Raw genomic sequence first — 22,685 nt, forward strand, 5'->3', positions numbered from 1 at the left:
CATGCCGCACACCTTCTATCAAAAGCTCGTCGCGTCACATACGGTCGACCGCCTCGACGAACAGCATGTGCTGCTGTATGCGGACCTGCATATCATGAACGAGTACACGAGTCCGCAGGCGTTCGCCGGACTCGCTGAGAAAGACCTCCTCGTGCGCCGGCCACGGCAGCAGATGGGGATTGTCGACCACGTCATCCCGACGCGTGCGGTGCCGGTTGCCGCCCGCACGATCGACATCGTCGACGCATCAAAGCAAGCCGCGAATTTCACACGCAACTGCGTCACGCAAGGCATCCACCTGTTCGACGTGAACGATCCGGCGCAGGGGATCGAGCACGTCGTCGCACCGGAAATCGGACTGATCCGGCCTGGCATGGTCGTGCTGTGTGGCGATAGTCACACGACGACTTACGGCGCGCTCGGCGCACTCGGCTTCGGGATCGGCACCTCCGAAGTCGAACACGTTCTCGCGACGCAAACGCTCGTCTATCGCGTGGCGAACGACATGCGGATCACCGTCGACGGCGTACTGCCACCTGGCACCACGTCGAAGGACCTGGTACTGCACATCATTGCCCGTATCGGCGCACAAGGCGCCCGCGGCTTCGCGCTCGAATATGCGGGATCGACGATCGCTTCGCTTTCTGCCGAGGCGCGAATGACCCTGTGCAACATGACGGTCGAAGCCGGCGCGCGCGCTGCGTTGATTGCACCGGACGACACGACGATCGACTACGTGCGGGCCCGCGTGCGCGATCTGGATACGTCGACGCTCGAAAGCGCGACGGCCGCATGGCGCTCGCTGCGCTCGGACCCCGATGCTCTCTTCGATGTCGAACATCGTGTCGATGCATCGCAAATCGCGCCCTATGTTACGTGGGGCACGAGTCCAGACCAGGCGATTCCCGTCGACGGGCACATTCCCGAGGTCGACACGGCAACCGGCATCGACGCAGCAACCGCGCGCAAGGCACTCGACTACATCGCGCTGCCGTCCGGCGCAAGCATCGAGGGCACGCCAATCGATCGTGTGTTCATTGGCTCGTGCACGAACGCGCGCATTGAAGATCTGCGAGCGGCTGCGGCTATGGTGCGGGGACGCAAGGTCGCGGCATCGGTTCGCGCCATGGTCGTTCCTGGTTCCGGCATGGTCCGCGACCAGGCGGAGCGCGAAGGCGTTGCGCAGATCCTGATCGACGCGGGCTTCGAGTGGCGCCAGCCCGGCTGTTCGATGTGCCTCGCGATGAACGACGACGTCCTGGCGCCGGGCGAGCGCTGCGCTTCGACGACCAATCGCAACTTCGAAGGCCGCCAGGGCCGTGGTAGCAAGACACACCTGATGAGTCCCGCAATGGCCGCTGCCGCCGCGATCGCGGGTCATATCGTCGACATTCGCAAGGAGCTTGTACATGGCTGATCGCCGTCTCATTCAGGGCACCGCAGCACCGTTGCCGATCAACAATCTTGATACCGACCAGATCATGCCGAAGCAGTTTCTGTTCGGCATCGACAAGTCGGGGCTCGCGCGTGGACTGCTTTACGACCTGCGCTACGACGACCGCGGTCAGCAGCGCGAGACGTTCGTGCTGAATCGCCCGGAATATCGCGACGCACGTATTCTCATCGCCGGTTCGAATTTCGGCTGTGGCTCGAGCCGCGAACACGCCGTGTGGGGGCTGCAACAAGCCGGTATCGAAGCGGTCATCGCTCCGAGCTACGGCGAGATCTTCTACTTCAACGCCGGCAACAATCGCCTGCTGCTCGTGACGCTCGCGCCGGAAATAGTCGATGCACTCGTTGCCGAACTTGCTCATGCGGAGACTAAACAGTTGTCGATCGACGTCGAGAACGAAGTTGTCGTGACCGCTTCGGGCGAGCGCCACGCGTTCTCGATCCCGCCCAGGCAAAAACGCATGTTCCTGGACGGTCTCGACATGGTCCAGATGACACTGCGGCAGTCCGACCAGATCGATGCATTTGAAAAGCGGCATTGGGCAGCCAATCCGTGGGCACGCATCGATCTTCCCGCCCAGCAAGGCAGCATGTCGTAAATGGACGCACGCACGCTCTCCATGCGTGCGTGTCAGCATCGAGCCACGCAATTTTCAACCTGATAACGAGACCGGCGCGCGGACCGCGCCGGCGGGAGACGACCATGCCCCAGCCTTCCAGACGCGCCACCGTGCCGGACGCGCACGCGCTAGAAACGCGCACAGTCAAAAAGATTACATGGCGCATCGTGCCATTCATCATCGCGCTCTACTTCGTGAGCTTCCTGAACCGAGTCAACGTGGGCTTCGCCGGCCTGACGATGAATCACGACATCGGGCTCACGCCAGCGATGTTCGGCTTCGGTGCGGGAATCTTCTTCGTCGGCTACATCGTGTTCGGCATGCCGTCGAATCTCGCGCTGCAGCGCGTCGGCGCGCGGCGGTGGATCGCGTTGCTCATGGTCGTGTGGGGAGGCCTCTCCGCTGGGACCGCGAGCGTCAGCGGTCCATATAGCTTCTATGTGCTGCGCTTCTTGCTAGGGCTGGCGGAGGCTGGATTCTTCCCCGGCATCATCCTGTACCTGAGCTATTGGTTCCCGGCCCGGCACCGAGCGCTCGTGACGGCGATCTTCATGACCGCCGCGCCGTTATCGAACATGATCGGCTCGCCGATCTCCGGCGCCATCATGGGCATGGACGGCATCGCACAGATTCATGGCTGGCAATGGCTCTTCATTCTCGAAGCGGCGCCAACCATCGCGCTCGGCGTGATCGCGTTCTTCTTCCTGACCGACAAGCCTGAAGATGCTCGCTGGCTCGATACCGACGAGCGTGAGTGGCTCACGCTCGAGATGGACCGGGAGCGCGCCGCCAAGGCGACCGGTGCGGCATCCAGCGTATGGGCGGCCACGAAGGATCCGCGAGTGCTCGCCCTCGCCCTCGTTTATGCGGGCACGTCGACTGGCCTGTACGCGATTGGCATTTGGGCGCCAATGATCATTAGCCACTTCGGCTTCAGCTATTTCGAACTAGGCCTCGTCAACGCAATTCCCAATGTCGTCGCCGTCGTCGGCATGGTGCTCTGGGCAAAAAACTCCGACCGCACCGGCGAACGCAGATTGCACGTGTCGATCGCATGTCTGGCCGCAGGCGCAGGGATGCTGCTTGCCGGGTATGCACCCTCCGCACTGCTCCTGATCGTCGGACTGTCGGTCGCGAATTTTGGCATCAACGCTGCGAAGCCGCCGCTGTGGAGCATGCCCACGCAGTTCCTCTCCGGTTCGGCTGCAGCTGCGGGCATCGCATTGATCAATGCGATGGGCAGTCTGATAGGCGGCACGATCGGCCCGATGGTCATCGGCAAGCTACGCGAAATTAGCGGCGACTACTCGTTCGGACTCTACTTCGTTAGCGGCACGCTGATCGTTTCGGCGGTCATTTGCTGGATGTTCGGCCGTCGGCAAACTGAGTCGTCCGTTACACCCACAGTCTCCTGATTCTGTCGAGAGAAGCAGCTCCCGATTTTTCGCAAATAGGATCAGTGTGCAAATGCCATACAAAACCTGACCAGGGTGATAACGACGCAGACGCCGTTGCCTAACCGCTAACGCGTCGAACGCTCCTGACACGCGTGAACGTCATGGCCCTTGTGACAAATCATTGGATAGAAACGCTGCTACCCGGAAAGCACTCTCTGGCGTCGGTGGGAAGCCGTGTTTTTCGGCCGCCCACCGACGCCACGGCATTTATGCGCGGCGGTCGAAGCGACACTTCATACCGCATGTGCCCTGGCCAAAACGACGCCTGGATCGAACTGGCAAGACGCTGTATCCAGCGCAACCCGAGCCACACCATAAACCTTCTGATGTAACCGTTGGTACGGCGCCTCAATTCTGAAGGCAGTTTTCGCAACGGTTTCCGATCCTGAATGTCTTGCAGCGGCTTTCGCCGCCGAACGTTTGTGTTTCGCCCAGAGACGGTGCGTCACCAATTTTGCCGTGCCTGATGCACCTTCGTTGCGCGTATCTGCACACTTTCCGAACATGGCAGCGTGTTCACTTCCACGTGGAAATACTCGATTCGCTGTTGCATATGGTGTTTTCGCACCATGGCACGCTTCGTGCAAACCGAATCAATGTGGATATTTCAATTGTTGCTATTTGCATCTATATATCGCCGACAACCGGCGAAACCAACAACCGAGTGTCCCCAGGAACAGACGCTTCACAGGCATCAACCAACCGTGTACCGACGCTGCGCGTAGCGGGCACGCGAGCGAAGCGCGAAGTGATTCAAGTTCAGCACGAGGTCCGGCATGCCAGTACAACTAGCGTTGCGAAACATTCAAAAATCTTATTCCAGTGAGCAGGGCTCGGTCGTTGATCCAAAGATCGTGAACGCCGCGGTAAAACGCATGCTGGACGAAGGCGTGTATCCGAGGAATGTCGACATCACCCCGAAATCGCTGACGGTTGCGATGGATACGCAGATCGCGCTCGGCAACCTGAAGCAGCAGCCGAAATACAACACCTTCATCGCGCAGAACTTCATTCATCAGGCACTCGCTGCGAAATGAACCATTCTTCCCCCTCCCCCAGCATCCGCGAAATCCGTGACGCGATCCGCACGGGAACCCGCACCGTCGAGCAGACTGTGCAACAGGCGTTCAATGACGCGCAACGGCTGCAACCGGAGTTGCAAGCGTTCATCCATCTGCCGACGTCGCCGATCGTCAATCGTGCCGATCGCGACGCGCCGCTCGCGGGCGTCCCAGTCGGCATAAAGGACCTGATCGATACAGCCGATATGCCCACCGCGTATGGATCGCCGGCCTACGAAGGGCGCAGGCCCGACCAGGATGCATGGGTGGTCGCCCGTTTGCGCGAAGCCGGTGCCACGATACTCGGTAAAACGGTCACCACCGAGTTCGCCTGGCGTCAGCCCGGCGCAACGACCAACCCGTGGAATAGCGATCACACACCTGGCGGCTCGTCGAGCGGCTCCGCTGCCGCCGTTGCGGCAGGCATCGTGCCCCTCGCGCTCGGCACGCAGACGTTCGGCTCCGTCATCCGTCCCGCCGCGTATTGCGGCGTGGTCGGGGTAAAGCCGAGTTACGGCACGATTGCACGGACCGGCGTGTTGCCGTTGTCAGGGTCGCTCGATCACCTCGGCGTTTTCACCACCAATGTCGCTGACGCAGTTCATGCGCTAGCTATTCTGGCAGGCAGCGACGCGGACGATCCACACGCGTCGCATAACAGCCGCCAAGGGAAAGTCCCTGGCGATGCGGCAAAACGGCCGCCGCGCATCGGCGTGTTGCGCGAGCAGATCGGTGGACCGATCGACAAAGCGCAGCAGCATGTGCTGAATCAACTTGCCCTACGTTTGCGTGCCGATGGCGCGGAAATCGTCGCTGCCGACTTGCCTGCCGAACTGGCCGACGCTGCGCGGCATGCTTCGATCCTGCTCGCAGTTGAAGCCGCATTGACACACGGCGAACTGGTAGACCGTTCGCCGGCTCTTGTCAGCGCATCGATCACGGCTCTGGTCGAAGATGGCCGGGCTTTACCCGCGACCGAGTATGCGAAAGCCAAGGCATTGCAGACAAAGATGGCGCTTCGCTTCGACCGCTGGCTGACCGAAGCGGCGCGACTCGACGCGCTGCTGGTAGCGCCCGCGTCGGGCGAGGCGCCCCGTGGGCTCGACTATACGGGCGATGCGGCGTTCTGCACGCCCTGGACCTTCCTCGGCGTGCCGGCGGTGACGTTACCGGTTGGCTTCGGTCCGGACGGACTGCCGCTTGGCGTGCAACTGGTCGGCGCGGGTCAGCACGATGCCGCTTTGCTGTCGCTTGCCGAGTGGGTGGAAGGTAGAACTGGCTGGAACATCGCAGTTGCTTCTCGCTGAGGCCAGCTTCGTTGTGTGCAGCAAGTATGACGCGATCCAAACCCACGGCGGCTGAGCGGATAGCGATGATCGATTGATTTTTGAGGAAACATGAGAGCAGATTTTTTGAACCCCGTGCGCGGCATCCGCGGGATGGCGGTCACACCCCATGCGCTGGCGTCGCAAAGCGCGCTCGCGATCCTGCGCGACGGAGGCAATGCCGTCGAGGCAATGATTGCCGCCGCGGCGACCATCGCAGCGGTGTATCCGCATATGAACAGTATCGGCGGCGACGGCTTCTGGTTGATTTCGCGGCCGGGCGAAGAGCCCGTCGGCATCGAGGCATGTGGCGCGGCCGCATCGGCGGCGACGATCGATGCCTACCGCGCACGCGGCCTGCAATCCATACCGTTTCGCGGCCCGCTGGCGGCGAACACGGTGGCCGGAACAGTGTCGGGCTGGTCGCTGGCGCATCGCTGGTCCACTGACACACTCGGCGGCAAGCTGCCGGTCGCGCGCTTGCTGGAAGACGCAATCGCCTACGCAGGGGGTGGCATCCCGGTCACGCGCAGCCAGTCCGAATGCGTCGCGCTCAAGCGGCACGAACTCAAGTCAGTCGCGGGGTTCGCCGAGACGTTTCTGACGAGCGACAACCCGCTGGGCGTGCCGGCCATCGGCGAGCGCTTCGTGCAGCCGCGCCTCGCCGCGACGCTCGAGCGTCTCGCCCACGCGGGTCTCGACGATTTCTACCGGGGCGATCTCGCGCGCAGCATCGCGGCCGACCTGCGCGCCCTCGAAAGTCCTCTGTCGCTAGCGGATCTTGAACGGCATCGCGCAAGGCTGCGCACGCCACTGGCGCTCACGCATTCGCTCGGCACGATCTACAACATGCCGCCGCCCACACAGGGGCTTGTATCGTTGCAGATTCTCGGTGTGCTTGACCGTGTCTTGCGCGACGATATGGATCCGCTCGGGCCCGAGTACGTCCACGCGTGCGTGGAGGCAACCAAGCTCGCGTTCGCCATACGCGACAAGCACATCACCGACCCGGATTACATGGACATCGATCCACAGGCGCTGCTTGCGCCGAGTGTACTCGACGCGATGGCCGAGCGGATTTCGATGTCCACGGCAGCACCGTGGGGTCGCGGTCTCGGACCGGCCGACACAGTGTGGCTCGGCGTGATCGATGCCGATGGCGTGGCGGTCAGCTTCATCCAGAGCATCTATCACGAGTTCGGCAGCGGCCTCGTGCTCGCAGATTCGGGCATCAACTGGCAAAACCGCGGTTGCAGCTTCTCGCTCGATCCCTCTGCGCGCAACCCGCTTACGCCTAAGCGACGTCCATTTCACACGCTGAACCCGGCGCTCGCGCGCTTCGCCGATGGACGCACGATGGTGTACGGAAACATGGGCGGCGACGGCCAGCCGCAATCGCAAAGCGCCGTCTTTTCGCGGATCGCGCACTTCGGCTGGAATCCGCAAGCCGCTATCGACGCGCCTCGCTGGCTGCTGGGCCGGACCTGGGGGCAAACCAATGAATCGCTCAAGCTGGAGGCGCGGTTTCCGGTCGACACATTCAATGCGCTGCGTCGTCTCGGCCATGACGTCGAGCAGATGCGGCCGTACGACGAAGCAATGGGCCACGCGGGCGCGATTGTCCGGCACGGCAACGGATGTCTGGAAGCAGGCTTCGACCCGCGCAGCGACGGCGCCGCGGCTGGCTGGTAAGCGCGCCTGCTAGACAGCGGGCGGCCACGCCGCCCGCATCTTTTTGAACCGACGGCCCGCGAGCGTTTGCGCTGACGTCAAGGACGGCGCACGTCTGTCCATCTGTCGATACATCAATCCCAAACGGAGAAACACGTTGAACACCCCCACGCAAGCACTGAAAGGCGCCGCCCCGCCCGCCGCGCAAACAGCCTCGCATACTCGCTGGATCCAGCTCGGACTCGGCCTTGTTTGCATGATGACGATTTCGAGTCCGCAATATGTATGGACCCTGATGACGAAGCCGCTCATGGCCAAGCTCGGCATCGCACTGCCGGAACTGCAAGTGACATTCTCACTGCTGGTGCTGCTGCAGGCATTCTTTTCACCATTCCAAGGTGCGCTGATTGATCGTTTCGGGCCGCGCATGCTGATCTCGATCGGTACATTGCTGGCAGGCGTGAGCTGGGTGTTGGCTTCGTTTGCGCACAGTACATCGATGCTGTACCTCACGTATGGCTGCATTGGCGGTCTCGGAACCGGCATCGTCTATGTCGGCGTGGTGGGATTCGTGGTTCGCTGGTTCCCCGATCGACGCGGCTTCGCCGCCGGTGTCGCGGCCGCGGGCTACGGCATGGGCGCCATTGTCACCACCTTTCCGATCTCTGCATCGCTGGCAACGCACGGCGTCGAATCCACGCTTTGGCTATACGGCATCATCTTCGCGGCGGTCGGCCTCCTCGCCTCGCAGGGCCTGCGAGTACCGCCTGCGGCCGACAGTATCGGCTCGGCAGTATCCCAGTCAGGAGGCTCGACGCTCGACTACCGCCCATCCGAGATGCTTAAGACGCCGCTGTTCTGGCTGATGTTCGTGATGATGACGATGATGTCTACTTCGGGCCTCATGGTTACGTCGCAGATGGCAAGCTTCGCCGCCGACTTCGGCGTCAGCAAGGTGCTGGTCTTCGGGCTCGCCGCGTTGCCGCTGGCACTGACGATCGACCGCTTCACGAACGGTCTGACCCGTCCGCTGTTCGGTTGGATATCGGATCGCCTGGGACGGGAAAACACGATGTGTTTCGCGTTCGCGCTGGAAGGTGTGGCGATGGCGCTCTGGCTGCTGACGCGCGAAAACGCGGTCCTGTTCGTACTGCTGTCCGGCGTGGTGTTCTTCGGCTGGGGCGAAATTTTCTCGCTGTTCCCTTCGACCCTGACCGACACGTTTGGTACCCGTTATGCGACCACGAACTACGGCTGGCTTTACATCTCGTTCGGGATTGGCTCGATCTTCGGCGGCCCGCTGGCCGCGTTGCTGCATGAGCACACCGGCAGCTGGGTGCCAGTGTTCGGATGCGCGATCGTGCTCGATCTGAGTACTGCCGTCCTTGCAATGTTCGTGTTGAAGCCGGCTCGCGCGCGTTTTGTGCGAGTGCTTGGATAGCCTGTCTTTTCGCGCCTAATGGCGGCCCTGCGCAGCAGGGTCGGCACGCTCCGACCCTGCTGGCGGGGCAGTCTCGTCTCGAGCGCATGTCTGGCGATGCCATTGGTATAGATCGGCGGCATCATTATGTCTTCAGGCGACGAGTATAAAAACGAGCCACAACCACCAGTGCGTCAGCAACGTTTCATAGAGCGCATAGCAAACGTATTGAGACTGCTTTCAATCGACCTTCAGCGATAAGTCAAATGAGAAATCCGTATTTCCGTTTGACCGTCGACGGAACGTCCCCGTCCATCAACTCACTTTTGTGACATCGCTTGGTTTGACTTCAAGGCTCGCTGGCGCCCACTAAGCATCAAATAAGTCTTCACATGACGACTTATTTGATAGAGTATATCGTCCGTGGGCGCGAGCCGCTCACTCGCCCCAACGCGCTTATCGAGACGTCCTGATCTTCATGGCCGCGTCACGCTAGTTTTCCAGAATGGCCCGAGATCCTCTCGAGTTACAGGAGCAAGTCTGATCGCGGGCGGCGCCCCTTCTACAAAACAGCATGTCACAACACCTGAAAACAGTACGACCGCTCGTGATTGCATCGGTCATGGCGTCAATGGCTATGGTCGCTATCGAAGCGACCATTGTGTCTACAGCGATGCCGCAGATCGTGACTCAATTGGGCGGTCTGCATCTTTATAGCTGGGTCTTCTCCTCGTTTCTGCTCACGCAGACCGCAATGACCGTCGTATTCGGCAAGCTCGCTGACCTGTACGGTCGTAAGCCCACCATGCTCGTTGGCATCGCCATCTTTCTGGTGGGGTCAGTGCTCGCGGGCTTTGCCCGGTCCATGCCTGCAATGATCGCGTTTCGACTGATTCAAGGTGTTGGCGCTGGTGCGATCCAGCCTGTTGCGCTCACCATTGTGGGCGACCTCTATCCAGCACGCGAGCGGGGGAAAATCCAGGGTTATCTCGCCAGTGTCTGGGCCATCGCTGCGGTCATCGGGCCCATGGCGGGTGGCATGCTCATTCGCGACCTTTCATGGGCATGGATCTTCTGGATCAATATCCCAATTGGCCTCGCCTCCGCCGCCGGTTTCATCGTCTTTCTACACGAACAGGAGAGGCGCGAACGCCCCTCGATCGATATCCTCGGCGCAGCGCTTTTCGCTGCATGCATCGGCGCTCTCATGGTGGCGCTGACGAGCGCCGGGACATCCATCAGTACTCTAACCATCCTCGAGTTTGCTCTGTTCGTGATATTCGGCGCACTCTTCATTCTTCAGGAGCAACGGGCCGCCGACCCCATGATTTCGTTTTCCTTATGGGGCCATCGGCCAATCGCGGCATGTAATGCCGCCACTGTCCTTTCGGGAATGGCGCTAATGGGGCTGACCAGCTTCCTTCCCATGTATGTACAGGGCGTCTTGGGCAGATCCCCGGTGGTGGCAGGCCTCGCCTTGACAATGATAATGGTCGGTTGGCCAACGGGCGCTACCATTGCAGCACGTTCCTTCCATAGGATCGGACTGCGGCGCACCCTCATCGCCGGCAGCGTGTTCTTGCCGATTGGCGCCGTGGTCTTCGCAGCACTGACCCCAGAGAGCACACCGCTGTTTGCAGGAATCGGGTCGTTGATCATGGGCTTTGGGATGGGAATAGTTAGCGTGAGCTCACTTATTCTGATCCAGGAAATCGTCAGGCCTTCGGAACGCGGTAGCGCGACGGCATCCAACCTCTTCTCCCGCAACCTCGGCAGTACGCTTGGTGCAACCGTGTTTGGTGCGGTTCTGAACTATGGGCTGACTCATTCCACCGGCACCGCAGAGTTTACCTCCGATCAGTTGCGACAGCTTCTTGGCTCGGCACCGGGCGACGCTATCGTCAACGCTGCGGTGAGAGTTGCGCTCCACCAGTCCCTCCATCTCACGTTCTCGTCCGTCCTGGTGATATCGATCGGCGCGGTCGTCTCCTTGTTGCTTGTACCCACCATCAAGCTCGTGCAAAGGAGCGAACCTACAACCAATTGATACGCCGGCCTTTTCCTCACCGAGTCACCTTTGACCCAGCGCATGATCGGCGATTTCTATCGATTGCCCGGGTCACTTTCGATTATCTCCACTCAGAGCCGCGCACCTATACTCAATTTTTAACCAGCACGGAACAGGCGCCTGCGGCGTGGCAGATGACCAGTTCATCCATCGCCGATGCGCACAGCGCCGCGCATGTACGTGACATTCAAATAGCGAGTCAGGAGAAGCAGGCATGAGCAGAGCACCCGCAGCGGTCGTGGCGTACGCCCAGCCGAAGACATCGGTTCGCTGGAAGATTTTTCTCATCATGTTGCTGCTGGTCACGGTCAACTACATCGATCGTGCATCCCTGTCCGTCGCAATGCCGATGATCGCAAGCGAGTTCACGCTTACGCCGGTCATGCAAGGCCTCATCATGAGTTCGTTTTTCTGGTCGTACACGCTGATGCAGATTCCGGGCGGCATGGCAGTCGACCGCTTCAAGCCGCGGCTGGTCCTCGCGCTGTGCACTTTGCTCTGGGGTGCCTTCCAGGGTCTTGGCGCGTTGACAACCAATGCAATGTCCTTGCTCGCGACGAGGCTCGGACTCGGTGTGGCGGAAGCGCCCGTGGCCTCGGCGGGAGGTGCGCTCAATGCGATGTGGCTCACGCAGCATGAGCGGGTTCGTGGCGCATCGTTGATGGACGGCGGTTCACCGCTCGGCGCGGCGCTCGGATCAGTACTGATCACCTGGCTGATCGTCGTGGCGCACTCATGGCGCACAGCGTTCGCGATCGCCGGCGTCGGCACGGTCCTATGCGGCGTAGGCGCCTGGTACTACATCAAGAATCAACCGCGCGATCACGCCGGAGTCAACGAAGCCGAAGCGGAACATATCGAACAGGCCCGCCGAAAGGAAGATGAAAAGGAAGCGAAAAACCTGTCAGGCAACTCGCTCGATTTCTTCAGGTATCGCTCAGTGTTGCTGATGTTCGTCGGCTTCATGTGTTGCACGACGCTTTACTACGGCCTGTTGACGTGGATGCCCACCTATCTGCAGAAAGTGCAGGGCTTCAACATTCAGCAGATGGGCGGCGCCAGCTTCGTGATCTTCTTCTGCGGCTTCATCGGCGAACTCTTCGGTGCCTACGTCGCCGACAAGTGGCTCGCGAGCGGTGCCGCGCCGAACCGCGTCATGCGCACGATCTTCGGTATCGCCGGCGTGGTTGCCACGATTGCGGTGTTTTCAGTCGCACATGCGACGAGCCCCACGATGGTCGTGATCCTGCTGTCCATCACGCTCTTCTTTCTGCGCTGGGGTGGTCTGTACTGGTCGATCCCCGCCATGCTCGCCTCGCGCAACAAGGTGGGCGTGCTCGGCGGTCTGCTCAACTTCGGTGGGAATATCGGCGGCATGGTGATCCCGATCGCGATCGGCGCGATCGTTCAATTCACCGGCTCCTATTTCCTCGCGCTGATGTGTTTCGCCGCAATGGGCGTCGGCCTCATGCTCTGTTCGATCGGAATCGATTATGAAACGAAGATTCCGGTCTAAGCCATCGCCGCGCCTCGCATGAACAACGTTGCTACTGAGATTGGAAAATGGGAATAGCAAAAGTCGAAGACATCATTGGCCAAACCGTCCGGCGCGATATTGGCCGCATGAAACGGTTCGTTGAAGGTCAGCTGGAAGCGGCCGCGCGCTCGATCATGAGCACGCCCAACGCCCACGTCGGTATCGTGACTGGCTTCTTCATACGCAATGCCGTCCCGCCCTCTCCGGAGACGGACGGACTGGGCGGCATGGCCCACCTGGCCGCCGCACTTTCGAACCTCGGCATACCGGTGACGGTGATCTCGGACGCGCCATGCTGCAAGGCGGTCTGGGCTGTTACAACGGAATTGCCGAAAGACGTGGCGTTCGAGATTACCTCAGTGAGCGCCACATCGGTCAAGTCGCTAAGAGCCCGGCTCAGCGAGGCTGAACGTCCGATCACGCATATGATCGCGATCGAGCGGGTGTCGCCCGCGAGCGACGGCAAGCCGCACCGCGAGTACGGCGCCGACATGTCCGACGATACCGCTCCGCTGCATCTCCTGTTCGAGGATCCCGAGTGGCCGCGTCCGTGGGTCACGATCGGCATCGGCGACGGCGGCAATGAAATCGGCATGGGCGTGCTGCCCGAAGAAATCGTCCACGACGACATTCCCAACGGCCCATTGATCAGCGCAGCCATTCCCGCCGACTACCTGATCGTTTCCAGCGTCTCGAACTGGGGCGGCTGGGGCCTGGTATCCGCGATGGCGATGGTCGCGCCGCGAGATGCGGCCGCGCGGTTGCTCACCGATTTCACGCCGGAGCGCGACCGGGCGTATCTAGCCGCGGCCGTCGACATCGGGCAGGCGGTTGACGATAGCCGCATCGATCGCCCCGCTACGCCGAAGATGAGCGTCGACCGGCTGTCGTGGGAACAGCATGCACAAGTGCTGAGTCAGCTCAGAGCTCACGTTGACGGATATCTCGCAGCGCCGTCGCACTCGTGAGCGCGACGCCCTTTTCTTCTCTTAACGCACCAACCATGTTCGACCTTTCGAGTACCGCTCTCAAACGTGCGCCGTCATGGGCCGCCAGCTTGCCAGAAGAATTGCAGACACCGTGTTTCATCGTATCCGAGCGCGGCATCGTCGATAACCTGCATGCGACCGCCCGCGCGTGTGGAGGGGTGGAACGCCTCATGCCGCATGTGAAGACGCATCGCGCAGGGTGGATCGTCAAGAGACTGATTCGCGAGGGCGTAACCGCATTCAAGACCGCGACCGTGGCGGAAGTGGCGATGGTGCTCGAGGCCGGCGCGAAACACGTCGTCTGGGCGTATCCGACTGTGAACCCTGCTCATATCCGTACCGTGCTCGCGCTGGCGCATGCTCATCCGGACGCACGGGTCGAGGCGCTCGTCGACTCGGCGGCAGGCGTAGCCGCGTGGCGACTCGCGACAAATGGGGTGCAGTTGCCCAATCTCTCGCTGCTTATCGATCTGGATGCCGGCATGGGCAGAACCGGAGCGCCGATAGCAACGGCGACGCTGCAACTGGCCCGTGAGTTGGCCACGCTCGGCTGCTTTGGAGGATGGCATGTCTACGACGGCCACATCCATGATCTCGACAATGCCACACGCCGCAAGCGGGTGGCCGCCATCGTAGAAGAAGTCACGGCGCTGGCGCGCGCCGCCGAGGCAGAAGGATTGTCGAGAAGGCTCATCGCCGGGGGCAGCTATACGTTCGATCTGTGGCCGCTCACACTCGCCGATTTCGTGTCCCCCGGCAGTTGGGCCTATTCGAGCGCTCAACACGACCTGGAGTTGCCTGCGCTCGGCTGGACGCCGAGCGCCTATGTGCTGGCCACGGTGATTTCACGCAATAGCACGACCGCCACACTCGATGCGGGCTCGAAGGCGATCTCGCCGGACAAGCCGCTGGCCGAGCGCTTTCGCTGGGACGGCAAGATCGTCATGATGAGCGAAGAGCACGTCGTGGTCGAAAACACCGATCTGGCAGTCGGCGACCGGGTGATGCTATTGCCGCGCCACGCTTGCACGACTGCTTATCTCTACCCCAGCGCAATTGTGCTCACCGCGGAAGGGTCGTGGGAAGTGCGTGAGCAACTCGGGAACCGTCGATAGGCCATAAGGCTCGTGGCGGGCAGAAGTCGATTGAAGCGACGCCACGCAGCCACGCACGTCATACGGCAAGTTGGAAAAACACCAGATCAAGGCGAAGGGAAAAAACATGAACGATAGCGGCACGTCCCGCGCACTGCGTAGCGTCAATCCAACGGACCTCAAACCAGGCGGGCACTATTCTTCCGCGATGATCGCGGGCGACTTCGTCTTCCTGTCCGGCCAGACGCCGCGCGACGCCGACCGGAAGCTGATCGGCGACTCGATCGAAGAGCAGACCCGTGCAACGCTCGCGAATGTCGAGCGGGTGCTGGCGGCCGCCGGCGCGAGACTGCAGGATGTCGTCAAGGTCACGGTCTATCTGACCGACTTGACGCTCTTTAGCCGCTTCAATGCGCTTTACGCGAACTGGTTTGCCCAGCACAAGCCGGCGAGAACGACCGTGGAAGCCGGTCTGCAAGGTGTACTCGTAGAGATCGACGTGGTTGCCTACATCGGCAAGCATTGAACCAGGCGGCGCGGCGTGCCGCACGCATGCTAAAAGCCGTAAAGCCTCGCAGGATTTTCAACGAGGATTCGATGCCGCGTCGATTCATCCGGTATCCACAGCGCCAGGTCATCCACCAAATGGGCAGCGTCCGGCTTGTTGTCGGCCGCTTGCGTCGGATGAGGCCAGTCCGTTCCCCACAGCATCCTGTCCGGGGCAAGCCGGGCCAATCTAAGCGCGACAGCGCCGACGTCGGCGTAGACCGGCGCTCCGCTTTTCGACGCGAGATAGGGGCCGCTCAATTTGACCCAGGTACGGCCGCCGGCCAGCAGCGCCTCGACCATCCGGAACGCGGCATGCTCCGTGCCGTCCGGTTGCGGGATCTGCCCCATATGATCGATCACGAGCGGCGACGACAGACTCGCAAGCAACTGCCGATGCGCGAGTAGCTGCGCGGCGGTGGCATTGACCTGAATGTGCCAGCCGAACGGTTCGATCCGTTTCGAGAGCGGCGCCATCATCGATACAGTGACGCCGACCAGGTATTCGAGGTTAAAGCGCAGCCCGCGTACGCCCATATCGTGAAGACCGGCCAACTCACCATCCGTCACGGTGACGGGCACGGTCGCGATACCGCGCGCGGTCTTTCCGAATTGCGATAAGGCATCGAGCAGACATCGGTTGTCCGTTCCATACGTAGACGGTTGAACGACGACATGTCGCTCGACACCCAGCCTCCGCTGCAGCGCGCGATAGTCGGCGACCGTCGCGTCGGGCGGCTGCAACTGCGCTGACGGATCGACTGGATACCGCGCATCGTAGATGTGGTGGTGACTATCGGTTGCCTTCGGCGGAACCGGAAAGCGCGGCTGCCCGGCGCCGCCGGATCGCGCACTGGATTCAGGTCGGTTGTGCATGTTCAAGTGCCCATTCGGCGACATCGCGATGTGTCGCGAACCACACTCCCGGCAACGACTGCGCGTGCCGGATGATTTCTTCCAGAATCCATATCCTCGACCGGTAACCGGTAACGTGCGGATGCATCGTCAACTGGAAGACCCCACCCTCCGCATAGGCCGCATCGAACTCGCGGCGAAAGATATCGTAGACGTCGGCCGGCGAAGTATAAGGCCGCACCGCCTCGAAGCGATTCATGATCAAGTACGCGCCGTCGTCGCGAATCCACTCGACGGGCAGTTCGACGAGACCGCTCGGCACGCCGGCCTCGAGCAGTTCATAGCAGTCGACGTCGGCCATCAGCGACGAATCGTAGCGCAATCCCATTTCGCGCGCGATGGACAGCGTATGCGGGCTGAAATCCCATGACGGCGTACGCATGCCCACAGGACGCTGCCCGGTGATGGTCTCGAGCGTGTCCGCCGAGCGTAGCAACAGATCGCGTTCCGCCTCATGCGGGAGCACCGAGTTCAGTTCATGAATCCAGCCGTGCAGGCCGATTTCGTGGCCGTCGCCGACGATACTGCGTGCCTCTTCCGAATGCAAAAGGGCAGTGACCGCGGGTACGAAGAACGACGCCGGCACGGCATATTTGCGCAGCACGTCGAGAATGCGCGGCATGCCCGCCCGGCTACCGTACTGCCCCCAACTGAGCCGGCCGATCGACTTTCCGCCCTCGCGCAATTCACTGGTTTCGTGGTCGCAATCGAATGAGAGCGCCACCGCGCAGCGCGCTCCAGCAGGCCAGCCATTGGGGCGAAGCGCGCGTCCCGCGCGTACCTGGTCGACCAACTTCCGCCAATGGGCTTCAGGCCATTGCCAAGGCTGGCTATACGAGTCATCTGGGTTCATCAAAGCGTCCTTACTGACGGTTGTTAATTGAAGACCGGAAAGCGGTAGCGCCGGTCTCATACAGGCAACTTCTTCTCGTAATCGATGCCGAGCGAGCAGAGCAGCAAGCCAACGCCGGTCGCCGCAAAAAACATCATGGCGAGAAAATACGAACCGGTCGTCTGGACAATCCCGCCGACCAGAATCGGCGCGCCAATGCCGCCGACCGCCGCTCCCAGGTTCAGAAAACCACCTAGTGTGCCGACCTTGTTGCGCGTGGCAAGCAAAGGTGGAATGCACCAGTAAAGGTTGCCCCAGCGCAAAAAGAAAACCGTGCACGAGAGCAACGCGACGACCAGCGTCGCGCTGGACAAGTAAGCCACCGAAAACACCGAGACGGTGGCAATCACGCCAGCCGCGCCGAAAATCGTACGCAACACCGTGTTCGGCCTGCCGCCCGCCGCCAGCCACTTATCCGCAAGCCACGCGCCGACGAGTTCGCCGGCGAAGCCGGAAAAGTAGATGATGAAGCTCGACCCACCCATTTGACGGATATCGAGGCCGTGCTCCTTGATCAGATAGCTCGGCATCCACGTAAGCAATCCATTGAACAACGTGTTGCAGCACATGAAGCCGAAGAACATGAACAGGAAGGAGCGATACTTCAGAAAGTCGATTGCACGCCCGGATGCGTTGGCCGGCTCGCGCTCCAGTTCTTCCTCGTGCGAACGCTCGATGAACGATGCTTCGTCTTCGTTGACCGCCGGATGCTCACGCGGATGATTGCGGATATAGACCCAGGCCAGGGCGCCGGCCAGCGTCGTGGCGACACCCGCAACCACAAACGCGAGGCGCCACGAGCCCAATACTCCGATCAACGCCGAGATCAACAGCGATCCCACCGCTGCGCCGAGCGGCGCGCCGCCGTCCATTAGCGACGCGCCCCTTGTGCGTTCGTTGCGCGTCAGCCATAGCGCATTGAGCTTACCGCCGGCGGGAGCGATCGACGCCTCGGCGAACCCAAGACCGAGGCGCATGAGCAGCAGTGAAGCAGCGTTCGTGCAGAATCCCGCGCCGGCCTGGAAGCCTCCCCAGACGAGTGTCGCCACCGTGATCACGATGCGCGGCTTGAAGCGGTCGACCAGCAGGCCCGCCGGAATCTGCATCACCGTATACGACCAGAAGAACGAACTCAGAATCAAGCCTTGCACCATCGGCGAGAGCGAGAACTCCTTCGAGATCAGGGGCATCGCGACCGACAGCGAAGCGCGGTCCACGTAGTTGATCGTGATCAGCACGAGCAGGAACCAGAAGATCCTCCATCGAACCGATGATTTACGGCCGTGCGCCAGCGCTGCCATTCTCGTGTTCATGTTCACTCCCCTGCTTCAGTAATGGTTGCCGCTCGAGCGGCGCTATCAAAATCTCACGCGCAGGGCCGCACGCGCGACCCATTGCGTCGTCGTGCTCGATTCCGATCCCGGGAAACCCTGATAGATATCCGCGTTTGCTCCTCCAGCAGCCTTCTGATATGCCGCGTTCAGGTAGACGTCGGTGCGTTTGGAGAGAGCGTAGTCCGCTAGCAGGTTGACCTGGTTGTACTTCGGTCTCGCGCCGTTGTAGTCCACCTTGCCTTCCGTGAAGGTATAGCCGGCGCCCAGAGTCGTCGCTGGCGTCACGTGGTATTGCCCCCATATCTCGTAGTTGCTGAAGGTGACCGTGTTACCTGCCACGCCGCTCGCGTCCTCGAACCTGGTGTTGGTGTACGCCAGGGTGACCCGCGCCGGCCCGATCGTGTACGCGCCGCCCACGCCGATGTTCTGCATGTTGCCCGGATTGCCGACATAGCCGAATGCGCCCTGGCCGTTCGACACGCCCGGTATGGCGTTCGGCTTGAAACCACCATCCGGAAACTGTTGCGCGGGGTTGGTGGCGTAAAAGTATGCGGCGCCAAGGTACAGCGGACCATTGCGATAATTCGCGCCAGCGGCGATCGTGCTTTTCTGGCGGAAGTCGCCGGCGACACCCCCGAAGGCGTACATCGCTTCGGCCGTTAGGCCTGCCCAGGTCGGCGTGACATACTTGACCGAGTTGTTTACGCGAAAGGCATTGTCCGTGTTGTCGATATCGCTCGGGTGCGAGAACAGGCCACCCCATTGGCCATTGGAAGTGGTCGGCCCGATCATGTCGACAATCGGGTCATACTGGCGGCCGAATGTCAGCGTACCCCAGCGTTGGTTCGTCAGGCCGACGTAGGCTTGACGGCCGAATTCCAGACCACCCTGCCCGAGCGTGCCCGTGGAAACGTTGAAGCCGTTTTCCAACTGGAAGATCGCTTTCGTGCCGCCGCCGAGATCTTCGCTACCTTTCAAACCCCATCTGCTGCCGCCCTCGACGCCGCTTTGCAGGGCCCATTGACTATGGCCGGCGGAGTTGCTGACGTAGGTCAGCCCCTCATCGATCATCCCGTACAACGTGACGCTGCTTTGCGCAAACGCTGGAATAGCGAACGCGTTCGAAAGTGCGAGAGCGAGCAGTGACTTCCTTATCATAAGGATTCCCAATTCATCGTCAGAGGATTTATATGCCGATCTTGTGATAAACCGCGCACCACTTCGTATCTCGGGACCGGGCAGTGTTAGATTGCGCGCGGGGCAATCGGAGCCTACGGACTGTCTTGCTGCAAAGTGACCAATGACGCGCCACGCTTCCGTGTCAATTGAGAGGCAACCAAAGAGTGCACCGAGTATACGAATCCATTTTTTCCGGGAGATAATCAAAGTTAGCGAGACCATCTGATAGAAACCTTCGATCATGCGTATTTCTCTTCAGCAAATTGAAACCTTTTACTGGGTGGCGCGGTTGGGAGGGTTTCATGCGGCGGCGCGTCATCAACATCTCACGCAGCCGACCATTTCGGCGCGTATCCAGGAGTTCGAAGAACATCTCGGCGTGCAGCTCTTCACGCGCAGCCGGACGCGCTCCGAACTCACGCTCGCAGGCCGCGATGCGCTCGCCGATGCGGAACAGGTGCTGAAGCTCGCCGAGAAACTCGAACAGATCGCGAAGCGTACCGACCCCATGTACGGGCTTCTACGCCTTGGCGCGATCGAGTCCATCGCCCACGCTGGGCTTGCGGATCTACTGACGCAACTCAAGACGCGCTATCCGCACATGAAGATCGAACTCACGATCGATGTGGGCGTCGCGCTCGGACGCAAGCTTGGTGCGCACGAACTTGACATAGCGATACTGAACGATTCCACCGATGCGCCCCACGTGGTCGAGACCGCCATCGGCTACACCGATCTGCACTGGGTTGCTTCACCGCAACTCGTGCCTAACAACAAGATCGCACCTCACGATCTTGCGTCGGTGCCGATCATCACCGTCTCGCAACCGTCATCGAACCATTCGCTGGTGATGAACTGGTTTCGCAGCGCAGGTTGCAATCCGGACAACATCAGCTCATGCAATTCCCTGTCGATGATGTCGCGGCTCGTCGCGGCCGGACATGCGGCGGCCGTGTTGTCGCCCGCGATAATGCGCGCAGAGATCGATTCCGGGCTGATTCACGTGCTGAACACTGAGCGGCCAATCACTCAGCAAGGGTTCTTTGTCGCCTATCAGGAAGAGTGTCTTAGCGGCGCGGATACCATCGTGGAGCTGGCCAAAGAGGTGCTCACGCGCAGTCGCGTGCTTATTCCGGGGTAGTCGGCGAGCGGGAGTGGACTATTTATTGCGCGCCGTACAGCGCGAGACCGGCGTACGGCGTGTTTATCAGGACAGGGAGCGGTCGAGCTCCGGCAAACGTCGGCCGGTTTCCGCGTCGAACAGGTGTAGGGCGTCCGGTATTGGAGCGATGCACAGGCGCTCTCCCGGTCGCGCGAGAACGCGTTCGCGAAACTCGCAGACGATCTCGTCGCTGCCGTAACGGACATTGATCTGAGTGGCCGAGCCGGTCGTCTCGACGACCACGACTTCGGTCGGCGTGCCATCCTCCGTGATGACGAAATGCTCGGGACGTATTCCGAGGATCACCGGCCTTGAATGGTCCGCCCTGAGTTGGCGGCCGAGGCGAACCGTCAAGCCACTATCGGAACGGAACTCGGTTTCCTTGTCGCCATCGACAAGCGCGCCCCGCAAAAAATTCATGGCCGGCGAGCCGATGAACCCTGCCACAAACACGTTGCGGGGCTGATCGTATACTTCGAGCGGCACACCCACCTGTTCGACGACACCGTCGCGCATCACCACGATCCTGTCGGCCAGCGTCATCGCCTCGACCTGATCGTGAGTGACATAGACGGTCGTCGTCCGCAAGCGTTGATGAAGCTGCTTGATCTCGGTGCGCATGGCGACGCGCAGTTTGGCATCGAGGTTCGACAGCGGCTCGTCGAACAGGAAGACTTGCGGATCGCGCACGATCGCCCGTCCCATTGCGACGCGCTGGCGTTGCCCGCCCGAGAGTTGGCGAGGATAGCGTTCGAGGAGCGGACCGAGGGCGAGAATCTCAGCGGCACGCCTGACGCGCTGCGCGATTTCAGCCTTCGGGACATTGCTGATCTTGAGCGAGAATCCCATGTTCTGCCCAACCGTCATGTGCGGGTAAAGTGCGTAGTTCTGAAACACCATCGCCATGTCGCGGTTCTTGGGCGACACGTCGTTCACGACCTGCCCTGCCACGCGGATCTGTCCCGACGTGATGTCCTCGAGGCCCGCGATCATTCGCAGCAATGTCGACTTGCCGCAGCCGGAAGGACCCACGAGCACCGCGAATTCCCCATCCGGGATATCCACGCTGATATCTTGAATGACGGAGTGAGAGCCGTAGGACTTTTTAACATTGTGGATGCTGAGGTTTGCCAAAGCGGTGACTCCGGGAATGGATAGATGAATGGCGGGACGCTTGCTTCAAGGCATCAGCAGACCGCCATTGACCTCGACGACCTGACCGGTCACGTAGCCGCTCAATTGATCCGAGCACAGGTAAAGGAAGGTTCCGACGCAGTCCTCCGGGTCGCCGATGCGCGCCATCGGGATCTGCGTCGCGGTGGCCTTCAGCTGTTCGGGCGAGGTGACGCGGTCCTGCATGTCGGTCGTGATCACCCCGGGCGAGACGACATTCACCCTGATGCCTTCCGGCGCGAGTTCCTTCGCGATCGAACGCGAAAATGTCGACATGAAGGCCTTCGCGCCGGCATAGACCGCGGAGCCCGCGCCGCCACCGGTGCGTGCCGCGACCGAACTGACGTTGATGATGTTGCCGCCGCTCTCCTGACTTCGAAACTGGCGCACTGCCGCGCGGCATGCGGCGAACACAGGCCGCACGTTGATCGCCATATGGCGCTCGAAGAGTTCGTCGGGAAACTCTGCAATGCCGACGCGCGAGATCTGGTCGCCGGCATTGTTGATCAGCACGTCCAGCCGCCCGAAGGTCTCAACCGTTTCCCGAATTAGCCGCTCGGCGGTGCCTTGTAGCGCGATGTCGCCCTCTACGAGGCGGGCGGTGCCGCCATGCTGCTCGATGTCGGCGGCCACGGCCTCGGCTTGCGCACGTCCGCTGCGGTAATGAACCATCACTTTCGCACCACGGGCGCCGAGGCCGCGTGCCACCGCCGCGCCAATCCCGCGGCTCGCACCGGTCACCAGGCAGACCTTGTCCGCGATTTCATTCGGAATCATCTACGTTCTCCGT

The 22,685-nt window shown here is 61.2% G+C and carries 19 protein-coding genes; 13 read left to right on the forward strand and 6 right to left on the reverse strand.

Annotated elements, in window-relative coordinates; all coding sequences use genetic code 11:
- The first annotated feature begins 1 nt into the window (after position 1).
- From leuC to P0D73_RS22930, 12 genes are all read left to right on the forward strand, one after another.
- Positions 2-1,417, forward strand: a complete 1,416-nt coding sequence (gene leuC / locus P0D73_RS22875; protein ID WP_408317725.1) for a 3-isopropylmalate dehydratase large subunit — start codon at positions 2-4, stop codon at positions 1,415-1,417.
- Positions 1,410-2,051 (forward strand): 3-isopropylmalate dehydratase small subunit, encoded by a 642-nt coding sequence (gene leuD / locus P0D73_RS22880; protein WP_408288376.1) that lies wholly within the window; start codon positions 1,410-1,412, stop codon positions 2,049-2,051. The genes leuC and leuD overlap by 8 nt, the downstream gene beginning before the upstream one ends.
- Before the next feature lie 104 nt (positions 2,052-2,155).
- A complete protein-coding gene (locus tag P0D73_RS22885) occupies positions 2,156-3,487 on the forward strand; it encodes an MFS transporter (RefSeq protein WP_408317727.1) in 1,332 nt (443 codons plus the stop codon).
- Positions 3,488-4,305: 818 nt separating this feature from the next.
- Positions 4,306-4,566 carry a hypothetical protein gene (locus tag P0D73_RS22890; protein WP_408317729.1) on the forward strand — a complete coding sequence of 87 codons (261 nt, stop codon included), beginning with the start codon at positions 4,306-4,308 and terminating at the stop codon, positions 4,564-4,566.
- Complete coding sequence (locus P0D73_RS22895) at positions 4,563-5,897, forward strand: amidase (RefSeq protein WP_408317731.1); 1,335 nt, start codon at positions 4,563-4,565, stop codon at positions 5,895-5,897. The genes P0D73_RS22890 and P0D73_RS22895 overlap by 4 nt, the downstream gene beginning before the upstream one ends.
- Positions 5,898-5,987: 90 nt before the next feature.
- The gene (locus P0D73_RS22900; RefSeq protein WP_408317733.1) at positions 5,988-7,607 is read left to right on the forward strand and encodes a gamma-glutamyltransferase family protein; all 1,620 of its coding nucleotides are present in this window, start codon (positions 5,988-5,990) and stop codon (positions 7,605-7,607) included.
- 136 nt (positions 7,608-7,743) lie between these two features.
- Positions 7,744-9,027: an oxalate/formate MFS antiporter gene (gene oxlT, locus P0D73_RS22905; protein WP_408317735.1), complete on the forward strand. Its 1,284-nt coding sequence runs from the start codon at positions 7,744-7,746 to the stop codon at positions 9,025-9,027.
- Between the two features lie 553 nt (positions 9,028-9,580).
- Positions 9,581-11,053: an MDR family MFS transporter gene (locus P0D73_RS22910; protein WP_408317737.1), complete on the forward strand. Its 1,473-nt coding sequence runs from the start codon at positions 9,581-9,583 to the stop codon at positions 11,051-11,053.
- Between the two features lie 235 nt (positions 11,054-11,288).
- On the forward strand, positions 11,289-12,590 hold the full coding sequence (locus P0D73_RS22915; protein WP_408317739.1) for an MFS transporter: 1,302 nt from the start codon (positions 11,289-11,291) through the stop codon (positions 12,588-12,590).
- Positions 12,591-12,637: 47 nt separating this feature from the next.
- A complete protein-coding gene (locus P0D73_RS22920; RefSeq protein WP_408317741.1) occupies positions 12,638-13,579 on the forward strand; it encodes a glutamate cyclase domain-containing protein in 942 nt (313 codons plus the stop codon).
- Positions 13,580-13,614: 35 nt separating this feature from the next.
- Entirely contained in the window at positions 13,615-14,715 is a 1,101-nt protein-coding gene (locus tag P0D73_RS22925; protein WP_408317743.1) for an alanine racemase, read from the forward strand.
- A 106-nt stretch (positions 14,716-14,821) separates the two neighbouring features.
- The gene (locus tag P0D73_RS22930) at positions 14,822-15,220 is read left to right on the forward strand and encodes a RidA family protein (protein ID WP_408317745.1); all 399 of its coding nucleotides are present in this window, start codon (positions 14,822-14,824) and stop codon (positions 15,218-15,220) included.
- 29 nt (positions 15,221-15,249) lie between these two features.
- Here P0D73_RS22930 and P0D73_RS22935 read toward each other — a convergent pair whose 3' ends face one another.
- The 4 genes from P0D73_RS22935 to P0D73_RS22950 are packed head-to-tail and all read right to left on the reverse strand — an operon-like array spanning position 15,250 to position 19,536.
- On the reverse strand, positions 15,250-16,116 hold the full coding sequence (locus tag P0D73_RS22935) for an amidohydrolase family protein (protein WP_408317747.1): 867 nt from the start codon (positions 16,114-16,116) through the stop codon (positions 15,250-15,252).
- Positions 16,100-17,008: a polysaccharide deacetylase family protein gene (locus tag P0D73_RS22940; RefSeq protein WP_408317749.1), complete on the reverse strand. Its 909-nt coding sequence runs from the start codon at positions 17,006-17,008 to the stop codon at positions 16,100-16,102. Before P0D73_RS22940 ends, P0D73_RS22935 begins: the two co-directional genes overlap by 17 nt.
- A 56-nt stretch (positions 17,009-17,064) precedes the next feature.
- Entirely contained in the window at positions 17,065-18,360 is a 1,296-nt protein-coding gene (locus tag P0D73_RS22945) for an MFS transporter (protein ID WP_408432935.1), read from the reverse strand.
- 45 nt (positions 18,361-18,405) lie between these two features.
- Entirely contained in the window at positions 18,406-19,536 is a 1,131-nt protein-coding gene (locus tag P0D73_RS22950; protein ID WP_494478260.1) for a porin, read from the reverse strand.
- A 265-nt stretch (positions 19,537-19,801) separates the two neighbouring features.
- On the opposite strand from P0D73_RS22950, the gene P0D73_RS22955 reads away from it, so the two are divergent.
- On the forward strand, positions 19,802-20,701 hold the full coding sequence (locus P0D73_RS22955; protein WP_408317753.1) for a LysR family transcriptional regulator: 900 nt from the start codon (positions 19,802-19,804) through the stop codon (positions 20,699-20,701).
- Positions 20,702-20,767: 66 nt separating this feature from the next.
- Here the strand turns inward: P0D73_RS22955 and P0D73_RS22960 are convergent, their stop codons facing one another.
- Both P0D73_RS22960 and P0D73_RS22965 read right to left on the reverse strand, forming a co-directional pair.
- On the reverse strand, positions 20,768-21,856 hold the full coding sequence (locus P0D73_RS22960; RefSeq protein WP_408317755.1) for an ABC transporter ATP-binding protein: 1,089 nt from the start codon (positions 21,854-21,856) through the stop codon (positions 20,768-20,770).
- Positions 21,857-21,901: 45 nt separating this feature from the next.
- Positions 21,902-22,672, reverse strand: a complete 771-nt coding sequence (locus P0D73_RS22965; RefSeq protein WP_408317757.1) for an SDR family NAD(P)-dependent oxidoreductase — start codon at positions 22,670-22,672, stop codon at positions 21,902-21,904.
- Positions 22,673-22,685 lie beyond the last annotated feature (13 nt).

This window comes from Paraburkholderia sp. RL18-101-BIB-B, from assembly GCF_046026985.1.
Lineage (GTDB): Bacteria > Pseudomonadota > Gammaproteobacteria > Burkholderiales > Burkholderiaceae > Paraburkholderia.